Source organism: Dolichospermum sp. DET69, from assembly GCA_017355425.1.
Classification (GTDB): domain Bacteria; phylum Cyanobacteriota; class Cyanobacteriia; order Cyanobacteriales; family Nostocaceae; genus Dolichospermum.
Genome location: CP070233.1, coordinates 393,018 through 415,058, shown reverse-complemented (window position 1 = coordinate 415,058; position 22,041 = coordinate 393,018). Strand labels below are relative to the sequence as shown.

The following is a 22,041-nucleotide window of genomic DNA, read 5'->3' as shown; positions in this document are numbered from 1 at the left end:
CTGATAGCTAAAGTCGGTTAAAACCGACTAATTTGTAAGATGTTGGTTGGGTATTTTATCAGGTTTTAGTGATGAATTGGAGAATTGGTGGAGGTTTATATACGAACAGTTATAAATCAATTCTCTCCCCTGAATTCCCAGTCGGTTTCAACCGACTTTAGCTATAAGACGGGGAATTTATTCCCCGGCTAAATGACTAATTGACTCGTTCCCAGACTCCGGCTGGGAATGCAATTTTGAGGCTCTGTCTCAAGTATAGTAGAAGCAGAACCAGAGAAAAAAATGTGTAGAAAACGAAATAGCAGGGCTATTTTATTCGCCTATTTCCTAACATTGACAACGGGTGCATTCTGCAAATAATTACCCACATTGAAATAGGTTTTACCTCCTGTACTTTGTAGAATTTCTTTTGAACTTGTCCCCACGGCTATATTAACAAGTTGTTTTAAAACTAATTCAGGATCACTACCATTTTTTAGGGTAAACAATTGATTGCTTCCATTGCAAGTTTCTTGATTAGTTTTCGCAACACAAATCACAGGAAAACCTTTGTTTTTACCAGTTGTTAGGTAATTCAAAAGGCCTGCTTCATGAAATTTTTGAAACTTCTCAGAGACGACTTGACAACGTTTTTGAGGACTCCATTGCGGAAAAGCTTCAGATTTCCAACCAATAAACCGGACATGAGCTTGACGTTCGGGAATCCAAGCAACTGTAGCCGGAATTTTTTCACCACTGGCTGAATCAAATACTTCCTGACAGAAGAAAGTCGGTTGATTTGCAGAAGAATTATCTTGACTAAAGCCAGGAAATGTGCTGACGCTCAATGTTAAAGCTGTTAATCCCAATGCGGTGCAGAATGATTGTAATTTCATGATTTTTGAGTCCTTGATTAAAAAATTGATATTGATTGTCAAAATGTAGGTTGGGTAGAGCGATAGCGAAACCCAACAAAGTTCTAACTGCGTTGTTTACAAATGTTGGGTTTCCTTCGTCAACCCAACCTACTGTTGGACAGTTGCGCGTAAGCTATAATTACCAGTTTCCCCCCTTTGTGAAGATTTAGCAACTATCAAATAAATGCCATCTGCTGGTAAAGTGGTGACAATTTCAGCATTAAAATTACCTGCTCCTTTGTCATCATTTTCAGCAATTTTTTCTAACTCTTTTCCATTAGCAGATTCTATCACTTGAGACAAAGTTAAAAATGGATTAATCTTCTGACTATTCATCTCAATTACAACTTTTTGACCTGCTTGACCTGAAAATATATAACCATCAGGACTGCCATTTAAACTACCATTAATTACCTGACCATCAAGTGCAATAGTTTCTACAGATTTTTCTTTTGGTTTATCTAAAGTTGATACGGGAGAGACTTTTTGTTTTCGGATATCTGCTAAAAAAGATTCGACTTTTTTTCCTGGTTGAGAAAGGTTAATACCAGTTCCACCGTTTACATAACCAACAAAGTTACCTTCAGGACCGACAACTTCAGATTTTCCTCCCCAGGTATTCACACCAATAACTTCTCCTTTAGTGTTTAATAAAGGTCCTCCAGAGTTTCCAGGATTCAAAGTTGCAGTATGTTGAATAATTCCATCTGGACGAATGCGGCTAATATTTCCTTGAGTGCAGGTATCACGGTTATCAGCCTCAAGTGGACTACCAATAGCAAATACTCGATAACCCACTTTTGCTGTCCCAGGACGAGCTAAATTCAGATGTGGTAAATTTTTGCGATTTTGGATTTTTAAGGCTGCTAAATCCACGCCACCCCTCGCAAAACCTATCACATCTGCGGGTACTTGCTTACCATCCCGAAACACCACAGTGACAACGCTAGGACCACCATCAACCACATGAGCGTTGGTAATAATTAAACCATCCTGACTGACCAAAAATCCGCTACCATGTCCATTCCCATTTTTAACTGTGACAACAGCAGCACTCCCTTTGGTGCAAGTTCGATTCGCTTCTTCCTCAGCCGTTAATGCTAAAACCTGATTATTGCTAGTCACACCCGTGAGGGTACATATAGAAAACAGCGTTAAAATACCATATCGGTACGATAGATGCTTCATATTAGTTGTGTTCCCTGGTAACTTTACACCCAATCCAATGCTGTATATATTTCAAGCGTAGCATTGCTTGTGACAGCAGCTTAGTGATTAGACGTAAGTAGCAAATATTTTGTTTCTATGGAAATCCAGTAGCTATTTATTTCGAGGATTTTTCGGCTCAAATTTCAAATATGTTCCTCCCAATCCTTCTACAATTATCCTTGTATTAGCAGTCATCATTTTTTGATAGGTTTCTCCGTCACTTCCTGGTTCACCTAGTCCGTTAATATAAAGTGGTCTTTGAGAAACCTTTACTTTCGCTGCTGTCGCTACAGGTGCGAGTAAATTAGAATTGGTATTTGTATCTGCAAAAATTGTTGGTACTTGAGCTTTTTGAATATCTCTAGCCAAATTTTCGACTTTTGTATCTGTCAATTTTCCTATATTTTTGACATTACCTAAATTGACTGAATAGGCAATATCATAAGCTTTGACATAATAAATCATTGCTGAATTTGTTGTCACTAAGTTTCGATTTTTATCGGGAATACTAGCTAATCTGCTTTTAATCCAACTATTGATTTGATTGATTTCTTTAGTTACTTTTTTGGTATTTTTATTATAGATATTTTTATTTTCTGGTGCTAATTTAACTAAACTACTATTAATTATTTCTACCATTTTGATAGTATTAATAGGATTATGCCAAACATGAGGTTCAATAATTTGCTTACCATTTTTTCTGATTTGGATGGAATTTACACCCATAGTTTTAGCAACGGCAATTCTTAATTTAGGTTTTTTAATCTCTTCAATAATTTTAATTAAACCTGGTTCAAAATTATAACCATGATATAATACTAAATTAGCATTTTTAATGGCTTGATTATCTTCTGGAATGGGTTTATAATTTATAGGATTTATCCCAGGAGGAATTAAACAAATCAGATTAATTGTATCTCCAGCAACTTGTTTTGTTAAATCGCAAATTACGCTATTAGTTGCTACTACTAAGGGTAAATTATTATTAATATTCCTATTGGTGGTATTAGTAGTTTTATTCCCACATCCAAACAAACCCAATATTAAACCTAAAATAGTAGTTTTTAATAAATGTGTAGATAGTTTTTTCTCTAACATAATGTATTGTAATTTTTAAATATATTAAAAACTCCAGAATTTAAACTTTTTAATTTTGAGGCGGTTAGAAACCGCAACTACACAAACAAAGTCCACCTGCGTGGACTAAGAAAAACTACTTATTCTTAACCCACGGAGGTGGGTTTTGTCTGTATAGTCGTGACTTCCAGTCGCCAGATTTGCTTTTTAATTTTGAGGCGGTTAGAAACCGCAACTACACAAACAAAGTCCACCTGCGTGGACTAAGAAAAACTACTTGTTCTTAACCCACGGAGGTGGGTTTTGTCTGTGTAGTCGTGACTTCCAGTCGCCAGATTTGCTTTTAAAAAATTTATTATTCTAATTTAGAAAATCCCAGCCATAGGTAACTTACCTTGTAATTTATGTAGATTAGCTTGAACGCAATTAGTGCAACTGCAACCAGTTTGTTCTATCACAGAATGTGTAATGCTATTTATTTGCGGTGTAGCTATATCACGATTTGCTTGAGTAGATGTCACCACAATCATTTGTACAGCTGGTGTAGCTTTCAATCTGGAAGCCTGTGCTGGGTTAACTACCAATAACAGAGATGCTAAAAACACAGGAAAAGCAAGCAAAATCAGTTTGACTATTTTCATAATGTTAGTTGTTAGAGGATTTTCCTACCAGTTAATACTTCTCGCACTTCTAGCATGGCTGAATAGGTGGGGAGAATGTGTAAGGTTTCATTCGCTGGTGTATGCTCTAGAGCAGTAGCGATCGCTTGCTGCAAATTTGACTCTACAATCAGATTGATGTCACTGTCCAGAGACTCCTGACTATAACGTAGACGTAAAGCCATATCATACACGCGATCGCCACTGACAATCAACGTTCCACCCCGTGCTACCAACTTTTCTGTATCCACATCCCAAATCCATGATACGTCAGTACCATCTGGGGTTCTATCATTCAACACCAATAAAGTAGTTTTATCGGTACTTTGAGTGACGACGCGAATAGTTTCATTTGTTCCTACAGGGTTTTTTGATAATAAAATTCTTACCCGTTTACCATCAATTACCAAATCTTCTGCACGACCAAAAGCAGCTTGGAAATTATTAATTCCATCTCTAATACTAACTTCATCAACTCCTAATTCTTTTGCTGCTGTGGCTGCGGCTAAAGTATTATATTTGTTGTACAAACCCACAAGAATTTGTGACCATTCCTGGCTTAATAATGCGGGTTGACTTTTAGTAAAACCACAACTAGGACAAGTAAAATCTCCCAAATGGGACAAATAAACCCCTTGATAATCTAAAGCATGACCACAGCTAGGACAATAAATAGAATCCACAGCATGAGGAATAGCTTCTAAATAATTTTCAGGTTCATTTAAACCAAAGAATAAAACCTTTTGGGGTAACTGTTGACCCAAATAGGATAAAGTCGGATCATCAGCATTGGGAATAACTACAGTTGTTGCGGGTAAAGTAGCAATCACCTTAGTCCACCGCTTACTAATACTATCCACTTCCCCATATCTATCCAACTGGTCACGGAACAGATTTAAACAAAGAATAATTCGAGGTTGTAGCGGTTTTAAAACCTTGGGAACTATATTTTCATCAACTTCCAAAATTGCATAATCTACATTCAGGTTTCCTAACAGATTCGCATTATCTATCAAAGCCGTTGCTAACCCATTTTCCAGATTTGCACCTGTAGAATTATGGGCAACACGGAAACCCTGCCGTTCTAAAATAGTGGATAATAGTAAAGCAGTAGTCGTCTTCCCATTCGTCCCCGCAATGAGAATTACCCCATTCTGCACTTGCTGACTCAATAACTCCAAAATTCGCGGTTCTATCCGTCGCGCAATTGCACCTGGTAAGACACTAGCAGCACCAAGACGCAGTGACCTCACCACAAAGGTGACACTTTTTGCCATTGATACTGCAAAACCCAAGCGGAGTCTATCTATAACTTTTATTTTCTTAGCCACAGTCATGATTTATGAATAACCTATAATTGCAAAAAGAATTTCAACCTGCAAGTTTAACTAATTAGAGAAGATAGCATCAAAAAGACATCTCTAGTGGAGAAGTTACATGAAAAGTCTCCACATTATTCACTAAAAAATAATTTTTTCCAGAAACTACCATGTAAAGGGTATCTTAAAAAATAGTGCGTGCGCGTGATTATTATCCAACCAGTTAACATCAGTTCAGCACAAACTTAGGAAAAATAGTAGCAAAGACAAGGTTTCTGTTAATGAATAACATAAAGTGGCTTTTTTTACAAACTCAAATAATTACTAATGGTCGCCGGTTAGTGGCGAAATGCTTAGTGCTGCTTGTTTGCCTATTCTTAATTACTATGCAGCCAGCATTAGCAGGTATTAAAGATGACAGATATGATGGCAATATTTTTGTAATTTATGCTGGTAATGGTTCCCTAGTTCCTTCTAAAGAAACATTAGCGCAGACATTAGCAGAACATAAACCAGTAATAATGACATTCTACACTGATGATAGTAGCGATTGCAAACAATATGCGCCGGTTGTTTCGGAGATGCAAGCATTCTATGGCCGCGCAACAGAAATCATTCCTATCAGCGTTGATACTATTTTAGCTGACAAAACCACCTATCAACCCACAGAACCAGGATATTATTATGGAGGAAGTGTTCCTCAAGTTGTGATTTTTGACCAATCAGGTAAGGTAGTTTTCAATAAAAAAGGTCAAGTACCTTTTGAGGAAATAGACAACAAATTGAGAGAAGTATTTGACTTATTACCGCGTACTGAGTCAGTTGAGTTAAAACGACGTTCTCCTAGAGAATTCAGTAGTCAGTTAGAAGATCAATAAACTTTCTTACTAGCCCGGAAATTAATTTCTGGGCTAATAGCCAAAAGTTACTTAAATATCATTGCTATAAAGGAAAATAGAATTATTATCTATGTTTGTATTAGGGTAGAGAGTAGTCACTTCTTCTGTTATATGGTAATAATATTTTTTTATAGGAAATTCAATAATTTGATTGCGTATTAAAATAGCCAAAAAATATTGAAATAAGGAAATACTTCGAGGAATTTGTGCAAATGATGTTGCTTGAATTTCTGTTTTAATAACATTAATAATTTTTTGAATTTCTTGGTTATTTATTTCCGGATCTCTAGCAGCTAAAAGACGATATAAATTATCACAAAAACGGTTCATATCTTTTGGTTTTAGTTCATCAGGAAGTTTATCTGTTTCAAACAAATTTTTAATCTCACGCGCTAATTTATTTTTGATTTTTATTTCAGGATAATCATTTTCTTTGATAATAGCAGAGGTTTGTTCAAACGCCAGAATTAGAGTATCCAGTTGTTCAACATTAGCTTTAATTTGTGCTGCTAAACGTAATCTTTTCCAATCAATCTCAGGACTTTTATATACTAAATCATGAGTTGAAACTGCCCAAGCGTGTTCAAAAGCACTTTTAACCTGAATTTCAAAGGTAATATTATAAATATTTAATTGATTGTTTAAATCTATGTTATCTTCTTTTTTTAGTTGAGTATAAATTCTTGTTGAGTCAAATTTAAAAGTATCAGGAGATTTTTTATGTTGTCCTCGTTTAATTATGCGTGGTTTAGGTTTAATCTCAAAAACATCTTGACAAAATGTTATCACGTCTTCTTCATGTAATAATGTCGGTATGATAATTGTGCAAGCAAATAAATCATCTAAATCTGACCAGCTTTTAAATCTGCCTGTTTCAATTTTCTCCGCTAGAGATTCAATACTTTTAATCCGTGACGAAAAAGCATATCCTTTGCTTTCACAGAAGTTTATTAAGGTGGATTTTACCCTTTCAGCAACTACTCTCACAAAAGGTAGATATTCATTATATTTGCGCTCTAATATAGAGGGATAGATCATATATTGAATTTTATAAATTAAAACTTCCCTGAATTACAGATTTCATAATTCTAATTCTAGTTTTTCTTGCACCTGAATCTGTAAATGATTGTTTAACCGCTTTATAATATTCGAGAGCGTTGATTTGATAATTATTTAAACTATCTATAGCTTGGTTTCTGATTTTTTCATCTTCTATTACTTCTAAAAATTTCTTGATTCTCTCTCCAATCTCTGCACTTGCATTAAGTGTATTTTCACGATTTAACTCAGCAACAGCGCCAAATAAAGAATAAAAATCGGCTTGATTTTTTAATCTAGTTTTGGATAAATTTATATCTTGTGAGAATTCTAATATTTCTTTAATGGATTCAATAGTATGACGAAATTCGTTTTCAACTTCTTCTTGAGATTCCCAATTAATATCTCTTTCACTAAATGATTTATCAAGATATTCTTGACTATAAGCCCTCACGCCTTCTTCTAGAAAAAGTAATAGTTGTGCAACTATTTCTACATCTTTCATTTGCTTTTTTGTTCTTTGATCAATATTCGGAAAATTGCCCCCTAAATATTCAAACATCCATATAGTTAAATCTTCTACAGCAGTAATAAAAACTCCATTAAACTTGGCATGGCGAAGTTCTTGAGAAGTCAGCTTAATTATATTGCGATTAATCCGGTCAAATATATTACCAATAATTTTCTCATCAGATGATGGTAAATATTCAATAGCGAACTGATATTTCCAGAAATTCTGTTTAGCTTCAATATCTAAATCCTTGAAATATTTACCACGCAATCTTGCAATTGTAGCTTTTTCATATACAGGAAATTCATTATTAGCGAATTCAAATAAAGTAGATAATCTCTGCTTGCCATCAACTATACTAATTTTAGATACTCCTTCAGGTGTAATCTCTTGATATATAAATATGGCAGGTGCAGGATAACCATTAAGCACTGTGTCAATAAAGTAGTCTTTATAATCTTGATTCCAAACACTACGTCTTTGATAAGGTGGATCAAGTTCAATGAGTTTTCTTGTATGGAGATCCCAAAACCAAGAAATAGTTTGAAAATTAATTGTCCTGTTCATAGGCTTATTTAATAAAAAATTTGGATATTAAAATCATTATATAATTATATCATTAGAAGTTATAGTACACTGCTTGTAGTGCTGACAACTTCTCCAACCTAGCGGAAAGTCCTGCATCATAGCTGTAAAACTTAATCAGGGGTGTTACCCTAATGATTAAAGTTGGTTGCAAGAATATTCATCTAATCACTAACTTTCTCCGTAAGACACTAGGCAACAGCGAGTATCAATGTTTAAAAAACTACAGAAAACACAAATTTATCTCCTTGCTGGTGCTGGACTATGTGCCTTTTTAGCTGGGGCAATGGTATCAGCGCCCCAAGCCGGCAAAACTCTCAGTCAATGGCTGAACATGAGTCAGAGTAAGCCAGAAAAACTATCTGAGACTACCAAACTTAAGTCAGTTGTCTTTTCTCTATTGTCTCAATCCGTACCAGAAAGATTAACAAAACTCACAGAAATTGCCCAAACAGGTAGTTCCCCAGATCGGGAACGCGCTCGTTATCTGTTGGCTAGTGATTACGTGGAAACTTCTCAAGGGAAAAAAGCACTGAGTTTATTGACAGGACTAGAAAAAGACTATCCTGTTTTAGCACCTTATATTTTACTTAAACAAGCCCAGGCTCATGATATTTTGGGCGAAGATAAGCCAGCTTCCGATTTGCGCCGAAAAGTGCTAAAGGAATATGCAAAAGAGGCAGCCGTAGTTAAGGCTATATATGCGATCGCTCAACCAAAATTATCTGATCAAGCGATCGCTCAATTTCCCTCTCATCCCCTCACTTGGGAAATTATCCGCAAACGCTTAAAAGACAATCCTAATCAACCCAAATTACAATTAATCTTAGCTGAATACGCCGCTGATGAGCCGGGAATTGTGGGGATATTAGATCAGTTGGTGAAACAGCCACAACTCAAACCCGCAGATTGGGAAATCATTGGTTCAGCTTACTGGAATAATAATGAATTTACGAAGGCTAAAAATGCTTATATTCAAGCCCCAAAAACAGCCACTAGCCTCTATCGCATCGCCAGAGGATTACAATTAAATAAAGAACAAGATCAAGCTATTGCAGTTTATAAACAACTACTACAAAAGTTTCCCACGGCCAAAGAAACCGGTACAGCCCTATCAAGATTGTCTGATATTGCTAAAGGCAAAGATTCTATTCTCTATCTTGATCAAATAATTAATAAATTTCCCGATCAAGCCCCTCAAGCATTAGTAAAAAAAGCCAATCTGCTAGAATCTCTTAAAGATAATCAGTCAGCTAGTACAACATGGAAATTATTATTAGGTAAATATAGCAGCACCGATGAAGCTGCGGAATTTCGTTGGAAAATTGCCCAAACTAAAGCTAAAAACAATGACTATTTAGGAGCATGGCAATGGGCGCAACCAATTACTATTAATAATAAAACCAGTATTTTAGCCCCTAGAGCCGGATTTTGGGTAGGCAAATGGGCAACAACACTCGGCAAACAACAGGAAGCTATTACTGCTTATAAGTCTGTAATTAGTGAATTTCCTCAGTCTTATTATGCTTGGCGTTCTGCGAGTATTTTGGGTTTAAATGTGGGGGATTTTAACAATCTGCGCGTGATGAATCCGACAATTATCCCTCCCCAACGTCCTGTTCCTCCAGCAGGTTCTGAGACTTTCCATGAATTGTATTTACTGGGACAAGATCGTGATGCTTGGTTGCAATGGGAAACAGAATTTAAAAATAAAAATCAGCCCAGTGTCACTGAACAATTTACCGAAGGATTAATGAGGTTGACAAAGGGTGAATATCTGATTGGAATTGACAAAATTGCTAAATTAGAAAACAGAGAAACACCAGCAGAAAAAGCTGAATATCAAGCTTTAAGTCAACAAAGTATTTATTGGCAAGCCCGTTATCCTTTTCCTTATTTTAAAGAAATTGAAAAATGGTCTACTTCCCGTCAACTCAATCCCCTATTAGTTACAGCTTTAATGCGGCAAGAATCCCGCTTTCAGGCGAAAATTAAATCCCCCGTTGGGGCAACTGGTTTAATGCAGGTTATGCCCAGTACAGGAGCATGGATAACCCCACAAATCGGTGTAGACTTTAAAAAAATCAATCTAGAAAATCCCAACGATAACATTATGTTAGGGACTTGGTATTTAGATTATACCCATCAACAATATGGCAATAATTCCATGTTAGCGATCGCTAGTTATAATGCCGGACCTGGTAACGTTGCTAAATGGCTGCAAACCATCCCTAAAAAAGATCCAGATGAATTTGTGGAAGAAATTCCCTTTGATGAAACTAAAAATTATGTTCGGCAAGTTTTCGGAAACTACTGGAATTATCTGCGACTTTATAACCCAGAAGTTTCTGCCATAGTCACCAAATACTCAGAAACACACCCCAAATTACCACCTAATTAATACTATGATTGCCACTCCCAACTATAACTATCTTTCCCCCGCAGAATATCTCCAATGGGAGGAAACCAGCCCTATCAAACATGAATACAGAGACGGAGAAGTATACGCAATGGCAGGGGCTAGTAATACTCATGTCATTATTACCCTCAATATTGCTTCTATGCTGAGAAATCATCTGCGTGGTAGTGGATGTCAAGCTTACATTGCCGATACTAAAGCAGACATTGAATCAATTAACACCTATTATTATCCTGATGTCATAGTCAGTTGCGACGAAAAAGATAAGGCTTTTCATAACTTTTTGCGTTATCCCTGTTTAATTATTGAAGTGTTATCTCCCAGCACAGAAGCTTTTGATAGAGGTGATAAATTTGCTGATTATCGTCACTTAGAATCACTTCAGGAATATGTATTAGTAAGTCAAACCCGGATAAATGTCGAAATTTTCCGGCGTAATTCCGAGGGACAATGGGTATTTGATAGTTATGGACAAGGGGAAAATGTGCATTTAGCAAGTGTAGATTTTCGCTGTCCCACAGAAAATGTATATGAAGATGTGAGTTTTGAATCTCCTGCTGTAGAAAATTGACTCAATTCCTTCTTCCTCCTTGGTTCTGACTCAGTGACTCCTCAAGAGGGGCAACCACAGGGGGATTGCCCCTACTAAATTTCAACTATAAAAATTGCCCCAGTTGGATAATTTTCTTCTACCGTAATACATCCTCCATGAGCTTCGACAACCATTTTACAGAAAGCCAAACCTAAGCCAATTTGATATGCACCTGTAATAAGATTGCCTACTTCATATTTGGCAAAAATCACTTCTCTTAATTCTTGTTTTACACCTGAACCTGAATCAGCAATTTGGATAATGAATTTTCCTGATGATGTGTAATCAGCAACAAAAGAAATCTGACTTTTTCCTGGGGTGAATTTAATCGCATTAGAAAGTAAATTATCAATGACTCTTCGGAAAAGATGGGGATCTAAACTGGCTGTAATTCCAGATTGTGGTAGTTTAGTAATTAGTTCTAGATTTTTTTTAGTTATGGTGAGTTCAATATCAGCAATCGCAGCCGAACAGATATCAAAAATATTAGTATCTGTACGTTGAAGCGTGATCTTACCCGAATCTAATTTTGCCATGATTAGTAAACTATCAATCATGGATTGTAATTTTCGGACATTAGTGATAATTTGACTGGTTTTTTTTTCCTGACGTTCTTGTGAATATTCTGCAACTTGTAAAATTTCCGCAGACATAATGATAGCTGCCAGGGGATTTCGCAAATCATGAACTATCATATTAGACAGGTCTTCCCGTAAATATAAAATTTCTTGTAAAGCATCATATTGTTGTTTAATTCTGAGCATAGAACGCGTCCGCAAACGTAATTCTAATCCATTAATGGGTTTAGTGATAAAATCATCAGCACCTGCTAATAAACATTGGGATAAATCTTCTTTACTGGCAAGGGCTGTCACCATAATTATGGAAATATGTTTCCAATGAGGATTAGACTTAAATTTTTGACAAAATTCGATCCCATTCATTTCTGGCATCATCACATCTAATAAAATTACATCCGGTTGGAAATAATCTAAAAGTTCTAGAGCTTGTTGTGCATTGTTAACATAGCTTAATTCATAACCTTGATTATCTAATAAGGTCTCAATCACATCAAAATTATTAGGTTCATCATCAATAATTAAAATTTTAGGAAGCATAGGTATAAGTAGGTGAACATAAAAATTTAAAGGTATGTAAAGAAAAGTAAAATCTCCCAAAACCTCTTCACTCTTGCCTCTTGCATGAGTGCCTCTTGCCTGGCCATAACGACAATTTTCAATGCTAACCTACTTATATAAAAATTAGTGTTAATTTAGTAAGGTTTGAATTTTATCAAGAAGAATTTTCAAAAGGATTATAGAAGAAGATTTTTTGTAAACCCGCTCGCTGATTTCTGAAGCTGCACCGATAATTTGTTTGGGGAGGTTGTTACTATCCCGATTAAATACAGTATCGTGACTCAGAAACCAATGCCAATTACCAAAGCGATCGCAGGTTAATACTTTCCTTACCTCGGTAGCCAAAGAATTGAGGATTTCTTCTAAGTCTAAGGAAGTACGAATCCGGTTAGCTATAGCACTGACTAAACGTTCCCGTTCTGTCTTTGCTTGTAATTCTCCTGTACGTTTTTTAACTTCTGCTTCTAGTTCAATATTACGGTTTTGCAATAACTCCAATTTTTCTGGTTTAGTTTACGGTACTTTTGGGGTTATCTCTCTGATATGCGGGGGAATTTTAGGTGGTTTATTAATTGCTAAGTTTGGACTAAAAAACTGTATTATCTTTCATATCTCATTGTCGTTTGTTTCTCAAGATTTGATGTCTTAACCCACATTCAGCACTTCATTTTATAACATAAATAAATCTGTTTTATCCGTTCTGATTCCTGCTTTAATTTTTAATTGCTCACCGCATTTTTTACAAAATCCGGCATCTGTATCATGAAACGCTAAACCGCACCCTTGACAAACAGTTTCTACTTGATTTGCAGTTTTTACCAATCGTCTAATTAAGTCACCAATCTGCCAAGGAATCAAAGCCACTCCTGTTAAAATCATCAATACTGTTAGTAAGCGACCTAATTCAGAAATTGGTGTCACATCACCAAATCCCACCGTTGTCATTGTCACGACTGAGAAATAAAAAGCATCTAAAAAAGTATCAAAACTCTCTGGATTAACAGGATGCTCAACTTGATAAATTAACCCAGAAAAAACAAAAACTATGGCAAATAAAGTAAATAATATTCTCGCAAAAATCACACCATCTTGATTGCTGATACTACCAATTAAAAACTTTTTGTCAATAAATCGCAGTAGACGTAAAATTCTAAACCATCTTAATAATCGAATAAAACTAATATCTACTAATCCGACAAAAGATGGCAAAATTGACATTAAATCAATAATTGCATAAAAACTCAGAATATATTTAATTCTATCTTTTGTACTCCATAGGCGGAGTAAATATTCCACCGCAAAAATTATTAATATACAATCATCTAATCCTCTTAATTCACAACGCGTATTTTGAGAAAGATCATAGGTTTCCGCCACAAAAATTCCCGAAGATACTAAAACCAATACAGCAATAGTTACACTAATTACCTTACCTACAGGAGTTTCTAGGTCTGTTAAGTAAAACTCTACTTTTTCTCGGTTTAGTACCATATTTTCCAGAATTAAAAATCAAAAAAAATGCTTACCCATGACCAATTACAAATTAAAACCTTAAACCAACGCCACCTTGTAAAGATACCGCTGTACCACCACTATTTCGATAGGCATCAAAGGCAATAATAGCATTACCAAAAATCACAGTATTACTATTAGGAATAACGTAATCAATCCCTGGTTGCAAAGCAAAGCTAATTTTATTACCTACAGGAGACGCTGTATCACCACTAGTTAAGACTAAACCAGCACCTAAATAAGCATCAGTTTGCCAGTTGAGAGGAAGGTCATAGGAAACAGTCGGGACTATGGCTGTTCCCTTACCAATCAAAGCTTGAGCGCGGAAAGAAATAGGTGTTTTTAGTAACTTGTAGCGAAAAGCCAGCACTCCACCTAATTGAGTACCACCTGTCAATCCCACCGTAGGAGCAAGACCAACATAGCTACCATAGGCTACTTGAGCTTGTACTGGTTGAGAGTTTACAGCTAAACTCAAAACTGTTCCCATGGACATCACCCCAAGCCAACATTGAAAATGCTTCATTACCCTACTTACTCCTCACACCATCTGATTTTAAGTGAATTTAAGCTAAATTCCCCATTAACCTATACCTGTCAAGCCAATTTTGGATTTGCGATTTTGGATTTTGGATTGACTCCACCCTCAAGTGTGGAGCTTGAGAATTTTAGATTGGCGTTAGCGAAGCGTACGCAGCGCAGCGGGTATTTTGGATTAATTCCGCCCTGAAGAGGCGGGGAACCTGTACCGAAAATTCTAGGGTCCAAAATCTAAAATCCAAAATCTAAAATTTTTCGGTCACCTGTTCCCTGTTCCCTGTTCCCTACTATACCCATTATGGACAACGAGAATGCTGTCCACCTTGAGTACAAATAAATGCCAATTGTTGAGGATCTAAATTTTTAGCTTTACTAAAATCTACTCCTTTGATTGAAGCATTTTGTGAACCAAGATCAGGTGTTTTCACAAATTGATCTGCGGGATTTTGTTTACCGACAAAGAGAATTGTGCCTTGAAAATCTGCTCCAGCAACATTTGCTCCCCGTAAATCAGCACGACTTAAATCAGCATTTCGCAAATTGGCGTTTTCTAAGTTAGCAGAGCGTAAATTAGTACCAGTAAGCCGAGTAGCACTTAAGTTGGCATTACTGAGATTAGCATAATCTAAATAGGATTCAGATAAATCTGCACCTTGCCAATCAGTTTTAGTTAAATTTGCGTAAGCTAATTGTGTACCAATGGCAGAAACACGGACTAAATGAGCAGCATACAAATTTGCTTCTGTTAAATTAGCATTGCTTAAATCTGCATTTGTCAGAATGGCATTTTCTAAAATTGCATTGCTTAAATCTGTACCTACTAACTGGGTACTGCTGAGATTAGCAGCAAATAAACGGGTGTAGGATAAGTTGGCTTTGTTAAGATTAGCCTGACTTAAATCACTACGACTCATGGAAACACGACTCAAATTGGCATTACTTAAGTTAGCTTGCTTTAACTGAGTGTTATTTAAATCTGCGATGACATCATCATAAGTATCCCAACGTCCATCTTCACCGACGCTGCGGAACCGACTACCTTGGAAATTAGCTTGGTTGAGATTTGCAGATTTCAAAACAATTCCTGATAAATCAATGTTGTTTAATACCAGGTTAAATAAGGGCTTTGCTCTAGATATTTGAGAACCTAATTGAGCGTTGCTCAAATCAATTTTGTTAATTTTGCCACTATAGATAGCCAGAATTTTATTAATTACCTGTTGAGTGAGAATTAACTGATTTTGTCTAATTTCCCAATTTGGACTTTTACCCATAGATCCTAGTTCTCTCGCTAGAAATTGATTCATGCGGTTTAATTCAGGGATAGCTTTAAAACCAGTATTAGTTAAAGCTTGTTGAATGGTATCTAGGGTTTTGGGGTCTGTTTCTTTGACTAGTAAGTCAATTAATAATTTGATGGATTGCTTATTATCAATACTACCCAAAGCTAAAATGGCTCTTTGCCGGTCTTCATTAGTCGCACTGTTGTTAGGATTCAGTGCTTTGATTAGTTCGATAAACTTTTCACTATTAGTTTGTTCGCTTCTTCGTTGGCTTTCTTGGGTTTGGATATATATTTGTGTACCAATTAACGTTGATAACACAGCAATCATGCTAGTCATCCCTACTAAAAACAGACTGAGATTAGGGTTATTTTTTGGGGAAGGACTGGGACTAGATTGTTGAGTTGAGGCACTATCTACATCAACTTCGTTTATTGTTGACTGCTCCCCAGGATGAGTAACAGTGCTTGTTACATCTATTGTGTATGTCCCTGCTAGTTGATCATGGAAAGAGCGGCGCTGCTTTTGCACAGGCCAGCCCTTTGATTCTGCTAGAATCATTAACATCGTCAAAGATGTAAACAGAGCTAAGTTGGGGAAAACAAAGCTGTAACGCCAGAGCAAATAAGCTGCGGAAATTGGTACAGTCCAACGCCCTAATCCTTCTCTAACTATCACTGTGCCTAAACCTGGGGCTGTTCCGGCTGCGTTAACTACTCGCACACCAAACCAACGTTTGGGGATGGTACTACCAGTTTTACCTAATAAATACAATTGCCACGCAGAGAGTCCTGTGGGTAATAATAGGGCTAATGTCCACAAGATATTCGTCGGCCAAGCAACGTTGCGAATACCATAACTGACAGGTAATGCTAAGGGTCTGGCGATCGCTTTTTCTGTGATTACTAACACAGGATTAAGAGGAACTCGCCGGAGATCACTACGAGAATTTACATATACGCCCAAAGCATAAGGAACTAACCCACTGGCAACAAAGAGTGTTATTTCCACCGTCCAAGCCACAAAACGCCTGGTTGCTAATGGCGTAATTTTGGCTTTTTTCGGTTCTTTGGAGCGGCTAGACTGACTACTACTTTTGCCGATCATTGGATTCGCCATTAAATAATTACCTGTGATTTTTTTTTCGCCACTGTTGGCATGATTAAAATATGCTATTGCTTATTTTGCTTGTCCATTAGCAATAAAAAATTTGTATCCAACATACACTAACCCTGCCAAAACCGCCAGACTAATGACAGCAGCAACTAGAGCAAATACTGTTTGCAGCACCCAAACAGTTAACAGCATGACTATACCTGTAACTGCCAGCTTTTTAATTATTGATAAACTATTAAACCAATTTCTGGATCGTTCTAGATATAAATTCCATTGAGAAAACCTGGTTGCAGGTATCTGTGCTTCTGGTTGAGGAGCATTAACACGAGCAGATTTGATTTTTGCTGCTAGATTTTGGAGACGACGTTGCAAATCTTCTTCTGGTTGGGAGTTCATAAATCTTTATTCATCTTTTAGCGATCGTAAACAAGGACATTTTTGCAAAAAACTGGCTGCTTTTTCATCAGCATCTGGATTATTAATATGTACTGGTGTTGGTTGAATAATCCCGTTAAATAAATCATAAGAACTTCCGGCAAGTGGGAAACTCAGTCACAAAGCGTGCTGAGAGGGAAACGACACGAGCGGTAATAAAGGCATTGAATCTTTTTAATTTGAGTAACTATAGCCGTCTTTTTTATGGACACAAATACAGTTTTTATGCCCGATGCCTTGAACTAACTTGTTCTTAGTAGAAATATTGAAACTTCCTGTAGTTCTGACAGCGACTCTCCCTAGATACTTACCAATTTTCTTGCCTGTTTTGACAATAGCTTTGACAATATCCCCAGTTTGAAACCCTTGAACAAATTTGAATCTAGGAACATAGCGTTTTGGAAAGCCATATTTATCTGTACGACATGATTGTCTACTACCATGCCCATTGGCAGTTATCAGTAACGGTTTGATATTTTTGATTATTAGTTTGGGCGTTGATTTGCCGACACAGGCTGCATCTAGCCAATGTGTTTTATCAATATTCTGTTGACTTCTATTGAATTTTGTTAACCCTCCAGAGCCAGTTTCTACTGGCAAGCCAGTGGCTTTCAAAGCTTCGAGCAACGCAAATCTAGTTGTATTAACTGCTGCTGCATCGGCTAATGGTCTTTTGGCTTGTTTCAAGATTTTTTCTAGTCTGTTGGTGTCTTTTTTAAGAAAATCTTTGATATCTTTAGTCCCTTTTTTGACATTGCATTTTTCACAGCTTAATGTCAAATTTGTAATTGAATTAGTGCCACCTTTTGCGCGTGGATGAATATGTTCAACCTGCAATGGCACATCCTTAGCTCCGCAGTAAGCACACTGTCTATCCCATTTTTCTAGTAAATATTCCCTTGCTTCGTAGCCAGACAATGTGCCTTGCTGATATTCTTTTCCTTGAATATCGGGATTTTGCATTAATTGCATATCGAAACGTACAAGTTCTTGGCTAATTGCAATAATAGGTGCAAATCGCTGTAACTTATTAACCCAAGTTTTGATATTTTCAATGCGACTTTGTAAGCTTGGTGGCAACCAGTCTTTTGGACGGGTTCTATTTAAGAACCTTGATTGACGATATCTTGTTTTTCGGCTTCTCCTACTACGTCTTAATTGTCTTCTCGATATTAAAGAATTTCGAATTGCAAAGCCTCTATGCTTTAATTCGGCTGCGAATACAACCTCGCCAGTAGTGTCATTGACTAGTGCAATTCCTGTTGTTTCTGCGCCAGGATCAATTTTTAATCTCAATGGTGAAATTATAGGATCTTGGCATGATTCTTTAAGGATTAAAACAAATGGAAATCGTCTAAAAATGGCTGCTTTTTTATTTCTTAGTAATTGTCTTGCTTGTGCTGGATGAATTGGATTTAATGGCTTTTTGTTTGTGTCAATTAAAAATACTTTGGACATTAAAGTCCCTCCGCGAACGGGTAAAGTTAGCTTCGTCAATGTTTTAAGAGCTTGTTATGCTTGCAACACTGTTCCATTGACCTTAGAACTGTTTAACCGCAAGCGACAGAGCATGGGACTAGCTACGCATCCGGTGGGTGTCGTGACTCTAAAAACGTAGTCAGTTAAAACTTAGACTGGTCAGTACAGCTTGTTTAATTTCTCTTACAAGCTCAGTCCCTTTAGGGCTGGGTTACTGACCTAGACCGTAGGGAGTAAAAAATTGCCATTCTCCTTGTTTAGTCATGCGAACTGCTACAGCAGTCGCCGTATGTAACCAATTTTGAATCCCATCTTCCGTACTATTATAGGTCATTTTTCCCGGCCGCCAATGCCCAAAACTGGCTTGATTTTTGACATCAAACGCCTGTTCAGGAAACTGTGTTTTCAGAGTAGACTTAGCAAATAATTCTTGATCACGATTTCCGGCATCATCAAAGAAAGCAATATCAAAGTCTTTGATAAATAAATTACATTCTTGCCCAAAAAGAGAACGCCAAACTGTATTTCTGACTGCACCCCCAGCCAACCACCAATTAGGTAAGTCAAGTTGGGCTATTGCAGGTAAGACGGTGGCAATAATTGATTCAGAAAGAATAATTTGTAGTTGTGTATTATTATTCATAATGGATGATTTAGATGAGCATGAATAATATGAACATAGACAATAATACTTTAGATTTAGTGACTGGGGGATTAGCCATCATTATTTTGGCAGGGGGAATGTTGATGATGTTTACTACCGTTTTCAGCACTAAAAAATAATTATAAGATCCCCGACTTCTCTAAGCAGTCGGGGATCTGAGTTTGAGGTTAGGCTGATGTTACGCTGTAATATCAGCGCCGAAAGCTATCCTAATTCCCCAAAATACTATTAAAATTGCGATCGCTAACCAATCACCTATTTTTAATTTTAACTCTTGCCATCTAACTCGATGCTCATTGGGACTGGTAAAACCCCTTACTATCATCGCATTTGCCATTTGTTCTGCCCGCAAAAGCAGATTTTCTAATAACCTTTCAGTCACGATTAACCAAACTTTTGCTCCTCCTTTTAATCCGAGCTTTTTCCAATTAATTGCCCTAGTCATCACGGAACGAACTAGATTTTGAATTTCTTCTAAAACCAGGGGAATAAACCGCAAAGATAAAGTTAGAGTCAGGGTAATTTCTGTGACGGGAATATTGAACCTTCGCAAAGGCTGCATTAAACTTTCCAAACCAGAAGTGATTTCTTCCGGTGCGGTTGTGAGTAAATATAAATTAGTGCTGTAGATTAATGTAAAAACTATTGTACTCAAACTAATTGCTAAATCCAAAGAACGGCGATTTATTTTCACAAATCCTTTCTGAAATAGCACATAACTATATTTTTTATTACTGTCTGCTATTTCTGGGGTAACTTGGGTATTTTTATCAGGTATTGGTTGAGTGAGGATTTGTTCATTTGCAGGTAAGCGGGATTGATAACTTACACCTAATCCATCAGGACTAATTGAGCCGATGACTAAGACCATAAATGATAGTATCAACAACCAGCCCATTTGTTGTCGCCACACTCTCAGAGGAATTTTGGCAAATACAGTAAAGGTAATTAGCAGTAATACCAGTAATACCCGCCAATAGTTATTAGCGACAATATAGCTACTTAGAAAGCTCAATAACCAAATTAACTTCACTCGCGGATCGAGTTTGTGTAACCAAGTTTGCGGTTCTTCTAAGTAAAGTCCGAGAGGGAGCGATCGCAATAAGTCCATATATAGTCATTTGTCAGTTGTCATTGGTCAGTTGTCAGTTGTCAGTTGTCAGTAGTTTTTGCCTAAATAAATACAAATATTCTGACTCGGTGACTCCTGACTCCTGACTCGGTGACTCCTGAATTCTTACGTTTTCTATTTTACACGAGTAGCTCGATTCGGACCGCCAATTTCCATTTCTCTAACTTTCTTACTGCGCCAAAATAGCCGAATGGGTGTACCTTGAAAGCCCAACTGCTTCCGGAATTGGCGTTCAATGTAGCGGCGATAATTGTCATTGAAACGGGTATTGTCATTCACAAACAGAGCTATGGAAGGAGGTTGACTACTCACCTGAGTACCATAGTATATTTTACCCTGACGACCACCCCGTGAAGTCGGTGGTGAATGCCAACTGATAGCATCTTCCAGAACTTCATTAATTACTGATGTACTCACACGGCGTTTGTGTGCCTCAGCCGCTGTATTTACCAATTCTAAAATCTTTTCTACCCGTTGTCCCGTAACAGCACTTACATAAATGGTATCTGCCCATTCAGTAAAATGTAAACGTGTCTCTAACTCTTTTTCATGATCATAGATCGTGTAAGAGTCTTTCTCAACAGCATCCCATTTATTAACAACGACAACACAAGCGCGACCTTCTTCTAAGATGCGCCCTGCTAATTTTTGATCTTGTTCAGTTACGCCATCTACGGCATCAATCACCAATAAAACCACATCAGAACGACGAATAGCTTTAAAAGCGCGGTTAATACTGAAAAATTCCGTACCGTATTCTATATGTTTCTTTTTGCGAATACCAGCAGTATCAATTAACCTGTAGGTTTGCCCACCTCGTTCAACTATTGAATCAATTGTATCTCTGGTTGTTCCCGAAATAGGACTGACAATAGCTCTATCTTCACCAACAAAAGCATTTAATAAGCTGGATTTGCCGACATTTGGTCTACCAATAATGGCAACTTTAATTTCCTTATTTTCCTCTGGTTCTACTGTCAGAGGAATGTGATTCATTAACTCATCCAGAATTTCTCCTGTACCACTACCATGAATAGCGGAAAGGGGGAAAGGTTCACCTAGTCCTAATTCCCAAAATTCAGCGGCTTGAATGGCTCCTTGATCTGGAGATTCACATTTATTCACAGCCAGTAGTACAGGTAACGGTTGTTGACGTAACCATTCAGAAATTTCTTCATCTGCGGGCATCAAACCAGCTTGTCCATCCACTACAAAAATAGCAGCACAGGCTTCTGAAAGAGCCGTTAAAGCCTGTTGGCGAATCATGGGGAGAAATTCAGTGTCATCGTTAAAAACTAAGCCACCTGTGTCTACCACCACAAATTCCCGATCATTCCAAAAAGCTGGACGGTAAGTGCGATCGCGTGTTACCCCTGGTTCATCGTGGACTATCGCCGTTTGATCTCCGGCTAGACGATTTACAAAGGTAGATTTGCCCACATTTGGGCGACCGATAATTGCAACAATTGGCAATGCCATAAACTAGAGTTCTTTTAGTGCTGAGTTGTGTAGGTGTGCTGAGTTTTGTCTCTACTCT

The 22,041-nt window shown here is 37.1% G+C and carries 20 protein-coding genes; 3 read left to right on the top strand and 17 right to left on the bottom strand.

What is annotated here, in order from left to right:
• Window positions 1–320: 320 nt before the first annotated feature.
• From EZY12_02175 to EZY12_02155, 5 genes are all read right to left on the bottom strand, one after another.
• The gene (locus tag EZY12_02175) at window positions 321–875 is read right to left on the bottom strand and encodes a COP23 domain-containing protein (GenBank protein ID QSX68535.1); all 555 of its coding nucleotides are present in this window, start codon (window positions 873–875) and stop codon (window positions 321–323) included.
• Window positions 876–1,004: 129 nt separating this feature from the next.
• Window positions 1,005–2,084, bottom strand: a complete 1,080-nt coding sequence (locus EZY12_02170; GenBank protein QSX68534.1) for a trypsin-like peptidase domain-containing protein — start codon at window positions 2,082–2,084, stop codon at window positions 1,005–1,007.
• A 132-nt stretch (window positions 2,085–2,216) separates the two neighbouring features.
• Window positions 2,217–3,203, bottom strand: a complete 987-nt coding sequence (locus EZY12_02165) for a zinc ABC transporter substrate-binding protein (GenBank protein QSX68533.1) — start codon at window positions 3,201–3,203, stop codon at window positions 2,217–2,219.
• A 344-nt stretch (window positions 3,204–3,547) separates the two neighbouring features.
• A complete protein-coding gene (locus EZY12_02160) occupies window positions 3,548–3,823 on the bottom strand; it encodes a hypothetical protein (GenBank protein ID QSX68532.1) in 276 nt (91 codons plus the stop codon).
• Between the two features lie 11 nt (window positions 3,824–3,834).
• Window positions 3,835–5,178 carry a Mur ligase family protein gene (locus EZY12_02155; protein ID QSX68531.1) on the bottom strand — a complete coding sequence of 448 codons (1,344 nt, stop codon included), beginning with the start codon at window positions 5,176–5,178 and terminating at the stop codon, window positions 3,835–3,837.
• Window positions 5,179–5,441: 263 nt separating this feature from the next.
• Here EZY12_02155 and EZY12_02150 point away from each other — a divergent pair, with 263 nt between their 5' ends.
• Window positions 5,442–6,038 carry a thylakoid membrane photosystem I accumulation factor gene (locus EZY12_02150; GenBank protein ID QSX68530.1) on the top strand — a complete coding sequence of 199 codons (597 nt, stop codon included), beginning with the start codon at window positions 5,442–5,444 and terminating at the stop codon, window positions 6,036–6,038.
• A 51-nt stretch (window positions 6,039–6,089) separates the two neighbouring features.
• Here EZY12_02150 and EZY12_02145 read toward each other — a convergent pair whose 3' ends face one another.
• Together EZY12_02145 and EZY12_02140 are read right to left on the bottom strand one after the other, a co-directional pair.
• The gene (locus EZY12_02145) at window positions 6,090–7,097 is read right to left on the bottom strand and encodes a hypothetical protein (protein QSX68529.1); all 1,008 of its coding nucleotides are present in this window, start codon (window positions 7,095–7,097) and stop codon (window positions 6,090–6,092) included.
• A gap of 10 nt (window positions 7,098–7,107) precedes the next feature.
• Window positions 7,108–8,175, bottom strand: coding sequence for a DUF262 domain-containing protein (locus tag EZY12_02140; GenBank protein QSX68528.1), 1,068 nt, complete (start codon window positions 8,173–8,175; stop codon window positions 7,108–7,110).
• A gap of 229 nt (window positions 8,176–8,404) precedes the next feature.
• Here EZY12_02140 and EZY12_02135 point away from each other — a divergent pair, with 229 nt between their 5' ends.
• Together EZY12_02135 and EZY12_02130 are read left to right on the top strand one after the other, a co-directional pair.
• Window positions 8,405–10,594 (top strand): transglycosylase SLT domain-containing protein, encoded by a 2,190-nt coding sequence (locus EZY12_02135; GenBank protein QSX68527.1) that lies wholly within the window; start codon window positions 8,405–8,407, stop codon window positions 10,592–10,594.
• A gap of 4 nt (window positions 10,595–10,598) precedes the next feature.
• On the top strand, window positions 10,599–11,183 hold the full coding sequence (locus EZY12_02130) for a Uma2 family endonuclease (GenBank protein ID QSX68526.1): 585 nt from the start codon (window positions 10,599–10,601) through the stop codon (window positions 11,181–11,183).
• A 74-nt stretch (window positions 11,184–11,257) separates the two neighbouring features.
• Here EZY12_02130 and EZY12_02125 read toward each other — a convergent pair whose 3' ends face one another.
• From EZY12_02125 to der, 10 genes are all read right to left on the bottom strand, one after another.
• A complete protein-coding gene (locus EZY12_02125) occupies window positions 11,258–12,322 on the bottom strand; it encodes a hybrid sensor histidine kinase/response regulator (GenBank protein QSX68525.1) in 1,065 nt (354 codons plus the stop codon).
• A 150-nt stretch (window positions 12,323–12,472) separates the two neighbouring features.
• Window positions 12,473–12,841: a hypothetical protein gene (locus EZY12_02120; protein QSX68524.1), complete on the bottom strand. Its 369-nt coding sequence runs from the start codon at window positions 12,839–12,841 to the stop codon at window positions 12,473–12,475.
• 171 nt (window positions 12,842–13,012) lie between these two features.
• Window positions 13,013–13,834, bottom strand: coding sequence for an ion transporter (locus EZY12_02115; protein QSX68523.1), 822 nt, complete (start codon window positions 13,832–13,834; stop codon window positions 13,013–13,015).
• Between the two features lie 52 nt (window positions 13,835–13,886).
• Window positions 13,887–14,381, bottom strand: a complete 495-nt coding sequence (locus tag EZY12_02110) for a hypothetical protein (protein QSX68522.1) — start codon at window positions 14,379–14,381, stop codon at window positions 13,887–13,889.
• A 310-nt stretch (window positions 14,382–14,691) separates the two neighbouring features.
• Window positions 14,692–16,797, bottom strand: a complete 2,106-nt coding sequence (locus EZY12_02105; protein ID QSX68521.1) for a pentapeptide repeat-containing protein — start codon at window positions 16,795–16,797, stop codon at window positions 14,692–14,694.
• Between the two features lie 60 nt (window positions 16,798–16,857).
• Window positions 16,858–17,190 carry a hypothetical protein gene (locus EZY12_02100; GenBank protein QSX68520.1) on the bottom strand — a complete coding sequence of 111 codons (333 nt, stop codon included), beginning with the start codon at window positions 17,188–17,190 and terminating at the stop codon, window positions 16,858–16,860.
• Window positions 17,191–17,403: 213 nt separating this feature from the next.
• On the bottom strand, window positions 17,404–18,687 hold the full coding sequence (locus tag EZY12_02095; protein QSX68519.1) for an HNH endonuclease: 1,284 nt from the start codon (window positions 18,685–18,687) through the stop codon (window positions 17,404–17,406).
• A gap of 232 nt (window positions 18,688–18,919) precedes the next feature.
• A complete protein-coding gene (locus tag EZY12_02090) occupies window positions 18,920–19,351 on the bottom strand; it encodes a nucleotidyltransferase family protein (protein QSX68518.1) in 432 nt (143 codons plus the stop codon).
• 199 nt (window positions 19,352–19,550) lie between these two features.
• Window positions 19,551–20,483 carry an energy-coupling factor transporter transmembrane protein EcfT gene (locus EZY12_02085; GenBank protein ID QSX68517.1) on the bottom strand — a complete coding sequence of 311 codons (933 nt, stop codon included), beginning with the start codon at window positions 20,481–20,483 and terminating at the stop codon, window positions 19,551–19,553.
• A 135-nt stretch (window positions 20,484–20,618) separates the two neighbouring features.
• Window positions 20,619–21,983 (bottom strand): ribosome biogenesis GTPase Der, encoded by a 1,365-nt coding sequence (der, locus tag EZY12_02080; protein ID QSX68516.1) that lies wholly within the window; start codon window positions 21,981–21,983, stop codon window positions 20,619–20,621.
• Between the last annotated feature and the right edge of the window lie 58 nt (window positions 21,984–22,041).